The organism is Streptomyces sp. NBC_01551 (genome assembly GCF_026339935.1).
Taxonomy (GTDB): domain Bacteria; phylum Actinomycetota; class Actinomycetes; order Streptomycetales; family Streptomycetaceae; genus Streptomyces.
Genome location: NZ_JAPEPX010000001.1, coordinates 57,148 through 75,508, shown reverse-complemented (window position 1 = coordinate 75,508; position 18,361 = coordinate 57,148). Strand labels below are relative to the sequence as shown.

At 75.5% G+C, this 18,361-nt stretch carries 7 protein-coding genes; 2 read left to right on the top strand and 5 right to left on the bottom strand.

The features are described from left to right. Position 1: 1 nt before the first annotated feature. The 3 genes from OG982_RS00200 to OG982_RS00190 are packed head-to-tail and all read right to left on the bottom strand — an operon-like array spanning position 2 to position 3,092. Entirely contained in the window at positions 2–886 is an 885-nt protein-coding gene (locus OG982_RS00200; RefSeq protein ID WP_266790852.1) for an ABC transporter ATP-binding protein, read from the bottom strand. Next, positions 883–2,025: an iron chelate uptake ABC transporter family permease subunit gene (locus OG982_RS00195; RefSeq protein ID WP_266790854.1), complete on the bottom strand. Its 1,143-nt coding sequence runs from the start codon at positions 2,023–2,025 to the stop codon at positions 883–885. The genes OG982_RS00200 and OG982_RS00195 overlap by 4 nt, the downstream gene beginning before the upstream one ends. After that, positions 2,022–3,092 (bottom strand): iron ABC transporter permease, encoded by a 1,071-nt coding sequence (locus OG982_RS00190; protein ID WP_266790856.1) that lies wholly within the window; start codon positions 3,090–3,092, stop codon positions 2,022–2,024. The genes OG982_RS00195 and OG982_RS00190 overlap by 4 nt, the downstream gene beginning before the upstream one ends. A gap of 188 nt (positions 3,093–3,280) precedes the next feature. On the opposite strand from OG982_RS00190, the gene OG982_RS00185 reads away from it, so the two are divergent. Beyond that, a complete protein-coding gene (locus OG982_RS00185) occupies positions 3,281–4,978 on the top strand; it encodes an ABC transporter ATP-binding protein (RefSeq protein WP_266790858.1) in 1,698 nt (565 codons plus the stop codon). After that, entirely contained in the window at positions 4,975–6,858 is a 1,884-nt protein-coding gene (locus tag OG982_RS00180) for an ABC transporter ATP-binding protein (protein ID WP_266790859.1), read from the top strand. The genes OG982_RS00185 and OG982_RS00180 overlap by 4 nt, the downstream gene beginning before the upstream one ends. 150 nt (positions 6,859–7,008) lie before the next feature. Here the strand turns inward: OG982_RS00180 and OG982_RS00175 are convergent, their stop codons facing one another. Both OG982_RS00175 and OG982_RS00170 read right to left on the bottom strand, forming a co-directional pair. Continuing rightward, positions 7,009–7,218, bottom strand: a complete 210-nt coding sequence (locus OG982_RS00175; protein ID WP_266790861.1) for an MbtH family protein — start codon at positions 7,216–7,218, stop codon at positions 7,009–7,011. After that, entirely contained in the window at positions 7,215–18,260 is an 11,046-nt protein-coding gene (locus tag OG982_RS00170; protein WP_266947680.1) for a non-ribosomal peptide synthetase, read from the bottom strand. Before OG982_RS00170 ends, OG982_RS00175 begins: the two co-directional genes overlap by 4 nt. Positions 18,261–18,361 lie beyond the last annotated feature (101 nt).

Genomic DNA, 18,361 nt, shown 5'->3' with positions numbered 1-18,361 from the left:
CTCAGGGGGTGTGTGCCACGGCCTCGGGCTGCGCGGCGTGGCGGGTGCGGGCGGTGGGGACCATCAGGGGCGTGCCGGTCTCCGGGTCCTCGATGATCCGGCAGGGCAGGCCGAAGACCTCCTGGACCAGCTCGGCGGTCATGACGGTCGAGGGTTCGCCCTCGGCGGCGATCGTGCCGCCGGGCTTCATCACGACCAGGTGGCTGGCGTACCGGCAGGCCTGGTTGAGGTCGTGGAGCACGGCGACGATGGTGTGGCCCTTGCGCTCGTGCAGGTCGGCGCAGAGGTTGAGGACCTCCACCTGGTGGGCGATGTCCAGGTAGGTGGTCGGCTCGTCCAGCAGGAGTACGGAGGTCTGCTGGGCGAGCACCATGGACAGCCAGACGCGCTGGCGCTGGCCGCCGGAGAGGTCGTCCACGGGGCGGTCCGCGAGTTCCAGCACGCCGGTCTGGCGCATGGCCTCGACGACGGCGTCCTCGTCCTCGGGGGACCACTGCTTCAGCATCCGCTGGTGCGGGTAGCGGCCGCGGGCCACCAGGTCGCCGACCGTGATGCCGCCCGGGGCGGTGGAGGACTGCGGGAGCAGGCCGAGCCGGCGGGCCACCTCGCGGGAGCGGTAGGAGGCGATGGCGGCCCCGTCCAGGTAGACCTCGCCCGCCTCGGGCTTGAGCATCCGCGCGAGGGCCTTGAGGAGGGTGGACTTGCCGCAGGCGTTGGGGCCGATGATCACGGTGAAGGAGTGGTCGGGGATGACGACCCCGAGGCCGGTGGCCACGGTCCGTTGCTCGTAACAGAGGGTCAGGCCCTCGGCCCGCAGCCGGGCCGTCGGGGCCGACGCGTCCCCCTTCGGTGGCGGGGAGGCGTCCGGAGCGCTCGTACGTGTCATGCGCGGCTCTTTCGCGACTCGGTGACCAGCAGCCAGATGAGGTAGAGACCGCCGACGGTGCCGGTCGCCGTACCGACCGGCAGCAGGGCGGGGGAGAAGAGGCGCTGGACCGCGAGGTCGCTCACGGCCAGCAGGACGGCGCCCATCAGGGCGGCCGGAACCAGTCCGGACCCCGAGGAGCGGATCAGCTTGCGGGAGAGCTGGGGAGCGGCCAGCGCGACGAACCAGATCGGGCCGGTCACCGCGGTGGCGAACGCGGCCAGCGCCACGCTGATCAGCAGCAGGGCGGTACGGCTGCGCGCCACGTCCACGCCGAGGGCCGTCGCCGTGTCGTCGCCCATCTCCACCATGGTCAGCCGGCCGCCGAGCAGGAAGGCGAGCGGCAGCAGGACGGCCACCGCGCATCCGACCGCCGTCGCGTGGTCCCAGGTCCGGTTGCCCAGGCTGCCGATCAGCCAGGCCTGCGCCTCCAGCGCCTCCTGCCAGGAGGCGCGGGTGATCAGGTACGAGTTGACGGCGAGCAGCAGCGCGCTGACCCCGATGCCCATGACGACGAGCCGGAACCCCTGGACGCCGCCGCCGAACACCAGCAGGTAGACCGCGAGAGCCGTGCCCAGGCCGCCGATCAGCGCGCCGAGCACGATCTGGGTCATGCTGCCGTGCAGGACGACGATCACGACCAGCGCCCCGGTCGCCGAACCGTTGGTGAAGCCGATGATGTCCGGGCTGCCCAGCGCGTTGCGGGTCAGGCTCTGCAGGATGGCCCCGCTCACGGACAGGGCCGCCCCGACGCACAGGGCGGTCACCAGGCGGGGCATGCGCAGCGTGTTGACGATGAAGTCGGCGCCGCCGGAGCCGGTGCCGGCCAGCGCCCGGAGCACCTCGGGGACGGAGAGGGTGAAGTCGCCGGTGGTCAGGGTGACCAGCATGACCGCCACCAGTACGACGGCCAGCGCGGCGGTGACGGCGAGCGAACGGCCGTGGAAGCGCAGGGAGAGGCCGCCGCCCGGGCGGCTTCGGACGACCCGGCCGGTGATCACCCGGGACCGGGAGCCGGGCTGCGAGCCGGAGCCGGAGCGGGAGCCGGATCCGGAGCGGGCGGGCGGTGCGGAGGTCCGCGCCTCCGGAGCGGGGCTCACAGCATGACCAGCTTTCGGCGGCGGCACAGGGCGAGGAACAGCGGAGCCCCGATGAACGCGGTGACGATGCCCACCTGTACCTCCCCGGGCGCCCCGATCACGCGGCCCAGGACGTCCGACCCGAGCAGCAGGACGGGCGCCAGCAGCATCGAGTAGGCCATCACCCAGCGCTGGTCCGGGCCCACCACGAAGCGCGCCACGTGGGGGACGACCAGGCCGACGAAGCCGATCGGCCCGGCGGCGGCGGTCGCGGCCCCGCACAGCAGCATCACGGAGACCACCCCCAGCACCCGGGTCCGGCCGATGTTCACCCCCAGGGCGCGTCCCAGCTGCTCGCCCATGGCGAGGGCGTTGAGGGAGGGGGCCAGGAGCAGCGCGACGACCAGGCCCACCACGACGAAGGGCAGGACGACCCACACGACGTCCATCCGGCGGCCGGCGAGCGCGCCCACCGTCCAGAAGCGGAACTGGTTGAAGGCGCGCGGGTCGAGGAGCAGGACCGCGGAGTTGAAGGCGTACAGCACCGCGGTCACCGCGGCGCCGGCGACGACCAGCCGGTCCGGGGTCGCCAGCTTGCGGCCGGCCGAGCCGAGCAGGTAGACCACGACCGAGGCGACGGCGGCCCCCGCGAAGGCGAACCAGACGTAGCCGAGGGCCGATCCGATCCCGAGGAAGGCGATGGCCACCACCACGCCGGTCGAGGCCCCGAGGCTCACGCCCAACAGGCCCGGATCGGCGAGCGGGTTGCGGGTCAGGGCCTGCATGAGCGCGCCCGACAGGCCGAGGGCGATGCCCACCAGCACGCCGAGCACCGTCCGGGGGATCCGGTAGCTGTGGATGATCACGGAGGCCTGTGACCCGTCAGGGTTCCACAGCACGTTCCACGTCGAGGTGAACGGGATGTCCCGGGTGCCCAGCCACACGCTGAGCAAGGCGATCAGGATGAGGGCGGCGAGGGCGACGATCAGGCCCGCGCCGCGCAAGGCGGTCGCGGCGGTCCTGCGCGGGGCCGCGGCGGCCGGCTCGGCGGCGCCCCTGTCGACCGTCGCCCGGGTCTCGACCGACAACACGGCTCCCCTCGGCGACCATTCGTTCGCGAAGCGCTAACTTAGGTGAGGCTAACTGAACGAACTCGACAGGGTCAACGGCCTTGCGGACCAGGGCAGTCCAGGCCCGTGACCCTGAATTCGCACGTGATTCCCACCATCGAACAATTGAGAGTCCTCACCCAACTGAAGGCCTCCGGAGGTCCCGCATGGTTGACGGCAGTCCACCCGGAGGCTCAGTCCTCCGGCGCGCGATCAGCGGGCAGCGGCGCCGGGTCGCCGCCGCCTCGCTCCTCGGTACGACGCACCAGGCGTGCGAGGCCATGGTGCCCGTCGTCATCGGCGTCATCATCGACCGGGCCGTGGCCACCGGATCCAGCGGCGCGCTCCTGCGCTGGCTGCTGATCCTCGCCGCGCTCTTCCTCGTCCTGTCGACCTGCTACCGCACCGCGGCCCGCATCACCGACGGCTCCGGCGAGCGCGCCGCCCACCGGATCCGCACCGAGCTCGGCGACCGGGTCCTCGACCCGCGCGGCGGAGCGGACACCGGCCGGCTGCCCGGCGCCCTCACCGCCATGGCCACCGGCGACGCCGCCCGGGTGGGAGCGGTCGTCGCCGCCCTGCCGTACGGGGTCGCCGCCCTGGCCGGACTCGCCGTCAGCGCCTTCGCCCTGCTGCGCGTCTCGGTACCCCTCGGCCTGCTCATCCTGCTCGGCGTACCGCCCCTGCTCTGGCTGGGCCACCGCATCAGCCTCCCCCTCGAACGCCGCAGCGAGGCCGAACAGGAGCGGGCCGCCCACGCGTCCGGAGTCGCCGCCGACCTGATCGCCGGCCTGCGCGTGCTCAAGGGCATCGGCGCCGGACCGGCCGCCGTGGCCCGCTACCGCCGCACCAGCCAGGACTCCCTGGCCGCCGCCGTGCGCGCCGCCCGCAGCCGCTCCTGGCACGACGGCGCGATCCTCTCCCTGACCGGCGTCTTCATCGCCGTCATCGGCCTGGTGGGCGCGCGCCTGGCGATGGGCGGCTCCCTGAGCATCGGCGAGCTCGTGGCGGCCGTCGGGCTGGCCCAGTTCCTGCTCGGGCCGTTCCAGCTCCTGACCTACGTCAGCGGCGAGTTCGCCCAGGGCCGCGCCTCCGCCGAACGGATCGGCGAGGTGCTCGCCTGCGCGCACGCCGTGCCCGCGGGAACCGCCACCCTGCCCCACCCGTTCACCGGAGGACTGCGGCTGCGCGGCGTCGGGTACGGAGCCCTGCGCGGGATCGACCTCGACATCACCGAGGGCAGCCTGGTCGGCGTCGTCTGCCCGGACCCTGCCGCGGCCACCGACCTGCTGCTGTGCCTCGGCCGCGAAACCGACCCGGGGGACGGCGTCATCGAGCTCGGCGGGATCGCCCTCGCCACCCTCGACCCCGACACCGTGCGCCGCGCCGTCCTCGTCGCCCACCACGACGCCGACCTCTTCGAGGCCAGCCTGCTGGACAACGTACGGGCCGGCGCCGACACCCCGGCCGCGGACCTCGCGCCCGTACTCGCCGCCTCCACCACCGACGACGTGGCCCGCGCCCTTCCCCAGGGCGTGCACACCCCGCTCAGCGAACGCGGCCGGTCCCTCTCCGGCGGACAGCGCCAACGGGTCGCACTGGCCCGGGCCCTGGCCGCCGACCCGCACGTCCTCGTGGTGCACGACCCGACCACCGCCGTGGACACCGTCACCGAATCGCTGATCGCCACCCGGCTGCGCGACCTGCGCAAGGGCCGCACCACCCTGCTCGTCACCACCAGCCCCGCGCTGCTCGCCGTCACCGACCGGGTCGTCGTCATCGGCGAAGGCCGCGTCACCGCCGACGGCCGCCACCCCGAACTCGTCACCGCCGACGCGTCCTACCGTGCGGTGGTGCTGGTATGAGCCCCACGCCGCCCACGCCGCCCACGCCGCCCGAGCCGAGCGCACCGGACGCCACCCGGGAGCGGGAGCGCGTCATCCTGCCCGTGGCCACCGGGGCCCAGACCCTCGCCGCCGTCGGGGAACTGCTGCGCGGCCGCCGCCTCCAGACCCTCACCGCCGCCGCCGTGCTCACCCTGGGCACCGGCATCGGCCTGCTCACCGCCCCGCTGCTCGGCCGGATGGTCGACCTGGTCGCCGGGCACCGGGGCACCGGCTCCCTGACCCTCCCGATGGTCCTCCTCGTCGCCGTCGCCGCCGCCCGGGGCGTCGCCACCGCCCTCGGCAGCTCGCTCGTCGCCCGCCTCGGCGAAACCGTCCTCGCCGGGCTGCGCGAGCGGTTCGTCGAACGGGCCCTGAACCTGCCGCTGGAACGCGTCGAACAGGCCGGCTCGGGCGACCTGACCTCCCGGGTGACCGCAGACGTCACCCTCATCACCCGGGTCGTCCGCCAGGCCCTCCCCGAATTCACCACCGCCCTGCTCACCATCGCCCTGACCCTGGTCGGACTCGCCGTACTCGACTGGCGGTTCCTGCTCGCCGTCCTGCTCGCCGTCCCCGTGCACGTCCTCACCGTCCGCTGGTACATCCCGCGCGCGGTCCCCGTGTACGCCGCGCACCGGGTGGCCAACGGAGCGCTCCAGCACCAGCTCCTCGACAGCGTCGGCGGCGTCCGCACCGTGCGGGCGTTCCGGCTGACCGGGCAGCACGCGGAGCTCCTGGAGCACCGCTCGCGCGAGGCCGTCGAACTGGCCCTGCGCGGGATCCGGCTCGTCTCCGGGTTCTTCTCCCGACTCAACCTCGCCGAGTTCATCGGGCTCGCCGCCGTCCTCGTCACCGGCTTCCTGCTGGTCGGCGACGGCGCCGTGAGCATCGGCACCGCGACCGCCGCCGCCCTGTACTTCCACAGCCTCTTCAACCCCGTCAACGCCGCGCTGTTCCTCATCGACGACGCCCAGTCCGCCGGGGCGAGCCTGGCCCGGCTCGTCGGCGTCTCGGCCCTGCCCGCCGAGCCGGGCCCGGCTGGGGACACCCGGCCGGCCGACGGCTCCGTACGGGTGCGCGCGCTCAGCCACGCCTACGAGGCCGGGCACCCGGTCCTGCACGAGGTCGACCTCGACGTCCGAGCCGGGGAAAGGGTCGCGCTGGTCGGCGCCAGCGGCGCCGGGAAGACCACCCTGGCGAAGCTGATCGCCGGGGTCCACCAGCCGACCGGCGGCATCGTCGAACTCGGCGGCGCCGACACCCGCGCGCTCGGCCCGGCGGGCGTCCGGCGGACCGTGACCCTGATCAGCCAGGAGGTCCACGTATTCGCCGGGCCGCTGGCCGACGACCTGAGGCTCGCCCGGCCGGGGGCCACCGACGCCGAGATCACCGCCGCCCTGGCCCAGGTCGACGCCCTGCCCTGGGTGGAGGCGCTGGCGGAGGGGGCCGCCACAGTGGTCGGCGAGGGCGGGCACCGGCTCACGGTGACCCAGGCCCAACAGCTCGCCCTGGCCCGCCTGGTGCTCGCCGACCCGCCGGTGGCGATCCTGGACGAGGCCACCGCCGACGCCGGGAGCGCGGGCGCCCGTACCCTCGAAGCCGCCGCGCTGCGCGCCCTGGAGGGGCGGACCGGGCTGCTGGTCGCCCACCGGCTGCCGCAGGCGGCGACCGCCGACCGGATCGTGGTCCTGGACCGCGGGCGGGTCGTGGAGAGCGGCACCCATGCGGAACTCGTGGCCGCGGGCGGCAGTTACGCGACCCTGTGGGCGGCCTGGTCGGACAGCCGCCGGTCCGTGCCGGGAAGGAGCACGCCGGGCACGCCGGGCATGCTTCCCGGGCCGCGCGTGAGCGAGGACTGACGGGAGCGTTCCGTACAGGAGGGAGCCCCGGAACCCGTACGAGCGGATTCCGGGGCTCCCCGCCCGCCCGGGGCTCCCGGCGGGCGTCGCTTCCGGCGCCGGGTCAGTCTGGGGGGCCAGTCCCGGCGGTCGGCCAGCCCTGGAGGGCGGTCAGTCCTGGCGGGCGATCAGGCTCTTGGGCCGCAAGTCCGTCCAGTTGGCCTCCACATGGGCCAGGCACGCCTCCCGGGTGTCCGCGCCGAACACGGTCCGCCACCCGGCCGGCACCTCGGCGAAGGACGGCCACAGCGAGTGCTGGCCCTCCTCGTTGACCAGGACCAGGAAGCTGCCCTGCGGGTCCTCGAACGGGTTGGTCGTCATGCGTCCTCACTCCTCGTGGTCCTCGTGGACATCAGCGCGAACAGCTCCGAGAGCGGCTGTCGCGGGTCTGCGGCCACATGCCCGATCAGCATGTGGAGTTCCTCGGCGAGCCGCCGGGCCTTGGCCGGGCCGAGCAGCTCCGTCGCGTGGATCAGCTCCCCGTGCACCGGCCCGTCTCCGCGCGGCTCGTAGAAGCCGAGCGTCAGCTCCGCCGTCGTGCGGCCGGCCGGGACCGCGTGGAAGGAGCCCACGCCGCCCTCCAGCTCACCCAGCTCCGCCTGCTCGTGGTGCACCACCCGCACCTGCGGCCCCTGGGTCGGCAGCCCCGTCACCCGGGCCACCTCGTCGAACGGCACCTCCTGCCGGTCCAGCGCGCTCAGCGTCGTCTCCCGTACCCGCGCCAGCAGTTCCCGGAAGGTCGGGTCGCCCCCGGTGTCGGTGCGCAGCACCACCGTGTTCAGGAAGCAGCCCACCAGCGGGGCGAGCCGCTCGTCGGACCGGCCCGCGACCATGGTGGCGATCGGCAGGTCGGTGCCCGCGCCGTGGGCGGTGAGGAGGGCCGACAGCGCCGCGTGCAGCACCATGAACATGCTGGTGCCGGTCTCCCGGGCCAGCGCGTCCACCCCGGCGTGCAGCTCCGGGTCGAGTACGAGGGGCACCCGGCCGGCGGTGTACCCCGACGGGCCGGGATCCGCCGGGCGAGGCCGGTCCGTCGGCAGTGCCAGGGCGCGTGGTGCGTCCCGCAGCGTCCGCCTCCAGTACGCGAGCTGCCGCGCGCCCGCGCTGCCGGGTTCCGAGAGGTCGCCGAGCACCTCGCGGGCCCAGCGGGCGTAGTCGGCGTACGTCACCGCGAGCGGCTCCCACTCGGGCGCCCGGCCGCCGGCCCGGGCCGCGTAGGCGGTGGTCAGATCCCGGAAGAGCGGCACCACCGACCACTCGTCGACGGCCAGGTAGTGCGAGGCCAGCAGCAGGGCCTCGGCCCCGTCCGGGGCCCGGAGCAGGTGAGCCCGCAGCGGCGCCTCCACCGCCAGGTCCGGGGCCTGCCCGGCGAGTTCGGCCATCCGGGCGTCGAGGTCGGCGCACCGCTCGACGGCCAGGGCCGGCGGCGCGGCGGCCGCCCGCAGCCGGAGCCCGTCCCCGTGCTCCGCGAACGAGGTGCGCAGCGGAGCGTGCCGCCCGACCACGTCGCCCAGCGCCTCGGCCAGCGCCCCGGCGTCCAGCGGGCCCGCCGAGCGGAGCGCGAGCGCGCTGTCGAAGCCTGGCCGGAACCGGTACGCCGACCACTGGGCGCGCTGCACCGGCGCGGCCGGCGTCTCCCCGCCTTCCGCGGCGCCCGGCCGCAGCGGCGGCCGGGCCGCCCCGGCCCCTTCGAGCCGCTCCGCGATGCCGCTCACCGTCAGGGCGTCGAACACGTCGCGGATGCCGAGCTCCGCCCCGAACTCGGCCCGGATCAGGCCCAGCAGGCGCATGGCCGCCATGGAATGGCCGCCCAGGGCGAAGAAGTTGTCGTCGGCCCCCACCTCGTCCAGCTTGAGGATCTCGCCGAACAGCCGCGCCAGCCGCGCCTGTGTGGCATCGGCGGGCCGGGCGTCGCCGGTCATCCCCGACCAGTCCGGCGCGGGCAGCGCCTTGCGGTCCAGCTTCCCGTTGGGCGTCAGCGGCAGCGGGCCGTCCAGCGGCACCACGAGGGCGGGCACCATGTACTCCGGGAGCAGCCCGGCCGCGTGCGCCCGCAGCGCCCGGGCGTCGAGCTCCCCGCGTTCGGGAACGGCGTATCCCACGAGGCGCACGATGTCCCCGTCCCGGTCGGCCACCACGGCGGCTTGCGCCACGTCGGGGTGGGCGGTGAGGGCGGACTCGATCTCGCCCAGCTCGATGCGGAAGCCGCGGATCTTCACCTGGGTGTCGACCCGGCCGAGGAAGTCGAGGTTACCGCTCGCTCGCCAGCGGGCCCGGTCCCCGGTGCGGTACATGCGGCTGCCGGGCGGGCCGTACGGGTCGGCGACGAACCGCTCGGAGGTCAGCGCGCTCTTGCCGAGGTAGCCGAGGGCGAGCCCGCGCCCGGCGACGTACAGCTCGCCCGCGACACCCGGCGGGACGGGGCAGAGGGTCGCGTCCAGCACGTAGCAGCGGGTGTTGGGGTCGGGGCGCCCGATCGGGACGCGCCCACCGGGCCTCCCGCCGGCCTCCCGCGCGGGCCACAGCGTGGAGTTCACGGTCGCCTCGGTCAGCCCGTAGGCCGCGATGAGGTTCACCCTGCCGCCCCAGCGCTCGAACAGGTCCGGCGGCACCGTCTCGGTGCCCACCAGGATCGTGGACCCCTCGGGCAGCTCGCAGCCGGCGGGCAGCGCCGACACCAGGGACGGCGGAAGGATCATGTGCGTGATCCGCTGCTCGGCGAGGAACTCGGTGAGCGCCGCCCCCGCGACCCGCGCCTCGTCGGGTACGAGCACCAGTGCGCCCCCGTGGCACAGGGCCATCGCCAGCTCGAACACGGCGACGTCGAAGCCGATCGAGGCGAACTGGAGCACCCGGCTGTCGGTGCGCAGCCCCATCCGGTCCACCGCGGTGGCGACCAGGCTGGCGATGCCCTCGTGCGGGACGACCACGCCCTTGGGGCGGCCGGTGGATCCCGAGGTGTAGATCACGTACGCGGCGGCGTCCAGGAGCACGGGCGGGGCGTCCACCGGGCCGTCCGGCAGCGCGTCGAGTTCCGCCGCGGTGGCGGGGGAGTCGAGCAGCACCGCCGCGACCCCGTCGACCGCCGGGAGCTTCCCGGCGACGGACTCGGTCGCGACGACCAGCGCGGCGCCCGAGTCCGCGACCATGTACGCGAGCCGGTCGGCGGGATGGACGAGGTCGAGCGGCAGGAACGCGGCGCCGAGCTTGAGGACGGCGAGCACCGCGGCGACCATGTCGGCGGAGCGGGGCACGGCCACGCCGACGACGCTCCCGGCGCCGGCCCCGCGCCCGGCCAGCAGCCGCGCGATCCGGTCGGAGCGGGCGTCGAGGGCGCGGTAGTCGAGCGTCGTGGACCGGTCCACGACGGCGGGGGCCCCGGGCCGCTCGGCGAGCCGGCGCCCGAACAGTGCGGGCAGGGCGGCCTCCTCGACCGCCCGGTCGGTGGCGTTGAACCCCTCCAGGACCAGCCGTCGCTCCCCGGCGTCCAGGATCTCCAGCCGGGACACCGGCAGGCGCGGATCCGCGGCCACCGCCGTGACGAGCCGGCGCAGCCGCTCGCCCAGCAGCTCGGCGCTCTCCCGGTCGAACAGCTCGGAGGCGAACTCCAGCCGGCAGCCGAGCGCCTCGGCGTCATCACGGGTACCGGTGCCCGTGTGCTCGGTGAAGCTGAACACGAGGTCGAACTTGGCGGAGCTGATCCGGAACGGCACGTACTCCACCGCCAGCCCGGGCAGGGCCGGTTCCTCCCCGACGCGCCGGTGGTAGCCCACCATCACCTGGAACAGGGGGTTGCGGGCGAGCGAGCGGGTCGGGTTCAGCTTCTCCACCACCGCCTCGAACGGCACGTCGGCGTGCGAGAACGCGGCCAGCGCGGTGTCGCGCACCCGCTCCAGCAGCTCGCCGAACCCGGGGTCCCCGCCCAGGTCGGTGCGGAGCACCAGGGTGTTGACGAAGAAGCCGACCAGGTCGTCGAGCGCCTCGTCGCCCCGCCCCGCGATGGGCGAGCCGATCGGGATGTCACTGCCGGCGCCCATCCGGTGCAGCAGCGCGGCGACGGCCGCGTGCACCACCATGAACATGCTGGCGTTGTGCTCCCGGGCGAGCCGCCGTAGCCCCCGGTGGGTCTCGGCGTCGAACTCGATGTCCAGCTCGCCCCCGGTGAAGGCGGGCCGGGCGGGCCGGGGCCGGTCGGCCGGCAGCTCGATCTCCTCCGGCGCGCCCTCCAGCGCGGTGCGCCAGTACTCCAGCTGCCGGGCGGCGAGGCTCCCTGCGTCAAGGGCGCCGCCGAGCAGCCGGCGCTGCCACAGCGCGTAGTCCGCGTACTGCACGGGCAGCGGCTCGAAGCGCGGCTCGCCGCCGGCCCGGCGGGCGGCGTAGGCGGCGGCCAGGTCGCCGAGGAAGGGCCGGTCCGACCACTCGTCGGTGGTGATGTGGTGCAGCAGCAGGACGACGACGTGGTCCTCGGGGCCCACCGCGAAGACGGTGGCGCGGACGGGGAGTTCGGCGGCGAGATCGAACGGGCGGCTCACCGCCGCGTCGATCAGGGCGGGCAGCTCTTCCTCGTCGGCGCCGACGACGTCCACCACCGGCCGGGCCTGTGCGGCGGGCAGCACCCGCTGGAACACCCGGCCCTCCCGGGTGGCGAACAGGGTGCGCAGTGCCTCGTGGCGGGCCGTGACATCGGCCAGCGCCGCCCGCCACGCGGCCAGGTCGAGGGAACCGCGCAGCCGCATCACGAGCGGGAAGTTGTACGCGGCCGAGGCCGACTCGATCTGCTGGATCACCCACAGCCGCTGCTGGGCGTGGGACAGCGGCAGCTCCTCGGGCCGCTCGCCGGCGGTCAGCGCGGGCCGTGCGGCGTCCGCCCCGCGCCCGGCCCGCTCGGCCAGTTCGGCCACCGTCGGCGCCTCGAACAGGTCCCGGATCGCCAGCTCCGCCGACAGCGCGGTCCGCGCCCGGCTGATCAGACGGGTGGCCAGCAGGGAGTGGCCGCCGAGGTCGAAGAAGGAGTCGTCGATGCCGACACCGTCCTCGGGCAGCCCCAGCACCTGCGCGAAGAGGGCGCGCAGCGTCTCCTCGCGCGGCGAGCGGGGCGGGCGGCGGGTGCCGGAGGCGGCGGGGTCCGGCGCCGGCAGGGCCTGCACGTCGAGCTTGCCGTTGACGGTCAGCGGGAGCGTGTCCACCGCGACCAGCGCCGCCGGGACCATGTAGCCGGGCAGGACCGACTTCAGGTGCTCGCGCACCGCCGTGAGCAGCGTGTCGCCGCCGTCGGCTCCCGGCTCGGGCACCACGTACCCCACCAGCCGCTTGTTCCCCGCGTGTTCCGCCACGACGACGGCCGCGTGGGCGATCCGCGGGTGGTCGGACAGCGCCGCGCCGATCTCGCCCAGCTCCACCCGGTAGCCGCGGATCTTGACCTGGTCGTCGGTCCGCCCGAGGAAGTCGATCAGCCCGTCCGGGCGCTGTCGTACCAGGTCTCCGGTGCGGTACATCCGCTCGCCCGGCGCCCCGAAGGGGTCGGCTACGAACCGTTCCGCCGTCAGGCCCGGCCGGTCGTGGTAGCCGCGCGCCAGGCCCGCTCCGGAGATGTACAGCTCGCCAGGGCAGCCGGGCGGGACGGGCCGCAGCATCGTGTCGAGGACATGGCCCCGGGTCGCGCGGATCGGCCGGCCGACCGTCGGGGTGGCACTGTCCTCGGTGGAGCCGCCGAGCGTGTTGATCGTGTACTCGGTCGGGCCGTACAGGTTGTAGCCGTAGGTGTGCTCCGTACGGGCCAGCCGCGTCCACACGGCGTCGGACACGGCCTCACCGCCCAGCAGCACCAGCGCGGGACGGTGTCTGCCCGCGGCCTCGTCGTGCTCCAACAGCCCCTCTTCGATGAGCAGTTGGGCGTAGGTCGGGGTCACGTTGACCACGTCGACGCGGTGCAGGTCGCAGTAGGCGACCAGGGCGGCGGCGTCGCGCCGCAGCTCCTCGTCACACACGTGCACCTCATGGCCCTCGACGAGCCAGAGCAGCTCCTCCCAGGACATGTCGAAGGCGAAGGACACGGTGTGCGCGATCCGCAGCCGCCGGCCGCCCGCCGAGGCGATGGCCGGGTCGAAGATCTCCACCTGGTGGTTGAGCTGCATGTTCGTCAGCCCCCGGTACGGGGTGACGACGCCCTTGGGACGGCCGGTCGAGCCGGAGGTGTAGATCACGTACGCCGGGTGCTCCAGCCGGTCCGGGGCGGTGTGCGCGAACGCGGGCCGCTCGGCGTCACCGACCGCCGTGCCCGGGAGCGCGGCGAGGGCGGCGGTGACCTCCGGGTCGTCCAGGGCGACTTCGGGGGCGAGCGGACCCGCCGGCCCCCGCAGCGTCGGCGCGACCGCCGCCGTGGACAGCAGGCACAGCGGCCCGGTGTCCTCGATCATCAGGCGCAGCCGGTCCACCGGGTGGTCCAGGTCGAGCGGCAGGTACGCGGCGCCCGTGCGCAGTACCGCGAACAGGGCCACCACCATCTCGATCGAGCGCGGCAGCGCCAGGGCGACGACCCGCTCGGGCCCCGCGCCCCGGGCCAGCAGCAGCCGGGCCAGCCGGTTGATCCGGGCGTCCAGCTCCGCGTACGTGAGCGCCTGCTCGCCGAAGACCAGCGCGAGCGCGTCGGGGGTCCGGCCGACCTGGTCGGCCAGCATGTCGGCGACCGTCTCGTTCGGCACCGGCTGCTCGCCCGCCTCCAGGGCGGCCACCAGCTCGGCGCGCTCGGCGGGCAGCAGCAGGTCCAGCGCCGCGACCGGCTCCGGGAGGCCGTCGAGCAGCCGTCGCACCAGGGCCCGGTAGCGCTCCAGGGTGGCCGCCGCCTGCGCGTCGCCGACCAGGTCGGGCCGGTACTCCAGCTTCACGGTGACCGTCGCGGCCGGGTTGACGATCAGGGTCATCGGATAGTGCGTGGCGTCCACGCTGTCCACGCCGGTGATGCCGTGCCGGTCGGTGAGCCGCCGGAAGGCGTCCTCGTCGGCGAAGTTCTGCAGGACGTACAGGGTGTCGAAGAGCGCCCCCTGGCCGCCGGCCCGCTGGAGTTCCGCGAGCCCCAGGTACTCGTGGTCCATCACCGCCACCCGCTCGGACTGGGTCCGGCGCAGCAGGTCCAGCACCGACTCCCCGGGCCGCAGCCGCACCCGCAGCGGGACCGTGTTGAGGAACATGCCGATCGCCGTCCGCGCGCCGGGCACCTCCGCCGGGCGCCCGGCCACGGTGGCGCCGAACACCACGTCGTCGCGGCCCACGGCGGCCGACAGCACCAGGGCCCACGCCGTGGACAGCACCGCGTTGACCGTCAGCCCGTGCTCCCGGGCGCACCGGCGCAGCCGTTCGCTCAGCTCCGGGCCCAGATCGAGCGCGCGACGGCGCGGGATCGTCGGCTCGCCGCCCTGCTGCCGGGCCACCAGGGTCGGTTCCGCGAGCCCGGACAGGGCGGTACGCCAGGTCTCCCGGGCCGCGTCGAGGTCCTGTCCGGCGAGCCAGGCCAGGTAGTCGCGGTAGCTTCCGGGCGCGCCCATGCCGCGGGCGTCCCCGGCGCTCTCGTAGAGGCCGAGCAGCTCCTCCAGGAACAGGGCCTGCGACCAGCCGTCCCAGGCCACCAGGTGGTGGCTGAGCATCAGCCGGTCGGTGTCCGGGGTCAGCCGGACCAGCCGGAGCCGGAACAGCGGGGGCGCCGCCAGGTCGAACCGGGCCAGCCGGTCCGCCTCGGAGATCTCGGCGAGGCGCAGCCGGCGCTCCTGCTCGGACAGGCCCGTCAGGTCGGTCTCGGTGAGCGGCGCCGGGATCCCGTCGGGCGGGCTGACGAACTGGACGGGGCCCGGCAGGCCGTCGCCGGTGATCCCGGTGCGCAGCCCGGGATGCCGGGCCAGGAGCGCCGCGCAGGCCGCGCGCAGCCGCTCGATGTCGAGGCGGCGGTCGAAGTCGAAGCAGTCCTGGGCCGTGTAGACGTCCAGCGCGGCGGCGTCGTAGCTGGCGTGGAAGTGGATGCCCTCCTGGAGTGGGGACAGCGGCCAGATGTCCGCGACCGGGACCGGGCTGACCCGCTCGACCAGCGCGATCTCCTGCGGTGTGAGGCCTACGAGCGGCAGGTCCGCGGGCGTGAGCCCCCGGGCGCCCGGTACGTCCTGCCCGGCGTGCCCGATCAGCTCGCGCAGGGCCGCCGTCCAGGCGTCCGCGAGTTCCGCCACGTCCCGCGCGGTCAGCGCCCCGCCCTCGCTCCGCGGCCACGTCCAGGTGCTGCGCAGCTCCGGACCGTCCGGGGTGTCCGCGCAGACGGCGTTGACCTGGAGCGGGTACGGCATGGCGAGCCCGGCGTCGGGCTCCACGCGCAGCGCGTCGGCCTCGGCGGCGGGAGCCCAGTCGCGGGTCTGCTCCGCGGGCAGCCGGCCGAAGTAGTTGAACAGCAGCTGCGCGCCCGACAGTTGCGCGAAGACGGGGGCGAGCTGCGGGTTGAGGTAGCGCAGCATGCCGTACCCGGCGCCGGAGTCCGGAGCCGAGCGCACCGCCTCCTTCACCCGCCCGAGCAGCTCGACCGGGTCGCCCGCGGCGGGCAGCCGCACGGGGTGCAGGCCGGTGAACCAGCCCACCGTACGGGACAGGTCCGGGCCGTCCCCGTACCCCTCGCGGCCGTGCCGCTCCAGGTCGACGAGGAGTTCGCCGTCGGGCCTGCCGCCCCGGCGGGTGACCGCGAGCCGCAGCGCCGTCAGCAGCACCTCGGTGACGTCGGCCCCGGCGGCCGCCGGCACGGCGGTCAGCAGCGCCCGGGTCTCCTCGGTGCCCAGGCGGGTCCGGTGCTCCCGCGCCGACCCCGCCGTCCCGGTCCGCACCGCGCCCGGCAGCAGCTCCGCCCCCGGGGCCAGCACCTTCGCCCAGTACGGCAGTTCGGCCTGGCGGCGCGGGGACGTCGCCTGCTCGGCGACCTCCCGGGCGAAGCGCCGCAGCGAGGTCGCCACGGGCTCCAGCACGGGCCGCTCGCCCCGCACCACGGCCTCCCACGCGGCGGCCAGATCGCCCAGCAGCACCCGCCAGGACACCCCGTCGACCACCAGGTGGTGGACGGCGAGCAGCAGCCGGCCCGGCGTCGCCGCCCCCGTGTCGAACCAGACCGCCTGCAGCACCGCCCCCGTGTCGGGGTCCAGTCGCGAGACGGCGGCGTCGGACTCCTCGGCGATCAGGGACCGCAGCGCGGCGTCGTCCAGCCCCCGCGCGTCGGCGCGGCGCAGCAGCCCCGCCGCGTCCACCACGCCCGGCGGGCGGATCGCGGCCGACCACAGCGCCGGGATCGCCGGGCCGAGCTCCATCCGGGACAGCACCAGACGCAGGCCGTCGTGGTGGTCCAGGACCGCCTGGAGCACCCGGGCCAGGGAACCGGTGTCCGCCCCGGCCGGGGCCTGGAGCAGCATCGACAGGTTGAAGCGGCCGATCGGCCCGCCGTCCTCGCGGAGCTGGTGGACGATGGGCAGCAGCGGCAGATCGCCCACTGCGTCGGAATCCGCGGCCCGGGGGGTCGCCGTCGTTGCGGCCGCCCCGACGGCGGCCGCCAGCGCGGCCGGGGTGCGGTGTTCGAAGACGGCCCGGGGCGTGACCGCCAGCCCCGCCCCGCGGGCCCGGGAGGCGACCGACATGGACAGGATGCTGTCCCCGCCGAGCACGAAGAAGTCCTCGTCGCCGCCGACCTCGTCGAGGCCGAGCACCTCCGCGAACACCACGCGCAGCCGCTGCTCGCGGTCCTCGGCGGAGCCCGCCGGGGTCTGCCGGGAACGGCGCCGGACCTCGGGCGCCGGCAGGGCCGCGAGATCGGTCTTCCCGCCCGGCGTCAGCGGCAGCGCGTCGAGGGTCACGAAGTGGCCCGGCACCATGGGCGCGGGCAGCGAGCCGTCCAGGGACCGCCGCACCGCCTCGACGTCCAGGCCCGCCGCCGCGTCGGCGGCGACCAGGTAGGCCACCAGCCGGGTGGCGCCGCGCTCGTCGGCGCGGGCGACGACGACCGCCTCCCCGACGGCGGGCTCGGCGCGCAGACGTGCTTCGACTTCCCCGAGTTCCACCCGGTTACCCCTGATCTTGACCTGGTGGTCGGTGCGCCCCAGATACGTGAGCACACCGTCCGCGGTGAATCGGACGAGGTCCCCGGTGCGGTACATCCGCTCTCCCGGGGCGCCGAACGGGTCGGCGACGAAGCGCTCCGCCGTGAGGGCGTGGCGCGCGTGGTAGCCGCGGGCCAGCTGGGCGCCGGCGATGTACAGCTCGCCCGGCTCTCCCGCGGCCACCGGCCGCAGGTACCGGTCGAGCACGTGGAGCCGGGTGTTCCACACCGGGCGGCCGATGGGCACGGTGCCCGCCGCGGCGCCGGGTCCCGCCGCGCCGGGTCCCGCCGCGCCGGGTCCCGCCGTGTCGGGTCCGGGAAGCGGTTCCGCACCCGCCTCCCAGCCGGAGACCTGGATGACCGCCTCGGTCGGCCCGTACACGTTGAACAGCGGCACCCCGGTGAGCTCCCGCCAGCGCCGCGCGAGCGGGACCGGCAGGGCCTCGCCGCCGCTGAACGCCCTGCGCAGCGCGGACCACCACGGCCCGCCGCCCCCGGCCTCTCCGGCGTCCTCGGCCAGCAGCGCGGCGTACAGGGAGGGCACGAGGTCCACGGTGGTGACCCGTTCGGTGCGGATCAGCGCCGTGAGGTACGCCGGGTCGCGGTGCCCGTCCGGCTTCGCGATCACGACCGTCCCGCCCGTCAGCAGCGGGACGAGGACCTCCTGCAGGGACGGGTCGAAGCCCGCCCCGTACTGGTGCAGCACCCGGTCGTGCGGACCGAAGCCGAACTCCCGCGCCGTCCAGGCGAGCTGGCCCGCCAGCGCGCGGTGGCTCACCACCACGCCCTTGGGCAGGCCCGTGGACCCCGAGGTGTACATGAGGTACGCGGCGGCGTCCGGATCCGCGACGGGCAGCGCGCGCAGAGCCCGTACGGACGCCCCCGCCACCTTCCCGTCCGCGTCCAGCCGTACGGTGCGCAGCCCGTCGGCGCCGGCGGGCAGGGCCCCCGCCTCCGCGGCGGCGACCAGGATCCGTGCCCCGGAGTCGGCGAGCATGTACCGGACGCGCTCCTGCGGCAGGCCCGGATCGACCGGCAGGTACACGGCGCCCGCTTCGAGCACCCCGAGCAGCGCCACCACCTCGGCCGCCGAGCGGGGTACCGCCACCGCGACCACGGTCTCGGGACCCGCCCCCTCGGCCACCAGCCGGTGCGCCAACGCCTGGGCCCGCGCCTCCAGTTCGGCGTAGCGGGTCCCGCCGTCCCCGTGGCGCAGCGCGACCGCGTCCGGACTCCGGCGGGCCTGCGCGGTGAACACCGCGGACACGGTGGCGTCGGGCAGCGGGCGCCGCGCCCCGGCCGCCAGGTCGGGGCGGGCCCCCGGCCGACGCGGGCGACCGGCAGCGCGGGGTCGGCGGC

What these genes read in the sequence shown, in the direction of transcription:
- OG982_RS00200 (WP_266790852.1), bottom strand. Translation starts at nt 886, where the DNA reads ATGACACGTACGAGCGCTCCGGACGCCTCCCCGCCACCGAAGGGGGAC.
- OG982_RS00185 (WP_266790858.1), top strand. Translation starts at nt 3,281, where the DNA reads ATGGTTGACGGCAGTCCACCCGGAGGCTCAGTCCTCCGGCGCGCGATC.
- OG982_RS00180 (WP_266790859.1), top strand. Translation starts at nt 4,975, where the DNA reads ATGAGCCCCACGCCGCCCACGCCGCCCACGCCGCCCGAGCCGAGCGCA.
- OG982_RS00175 (WP_266790861.1), bottom strand. Translation starts at nt 7,218, where the DNA reads ATGACGACCAACCCGTTCGAGGACCCGCAGGGCAGCTTCCTGGTCCTG.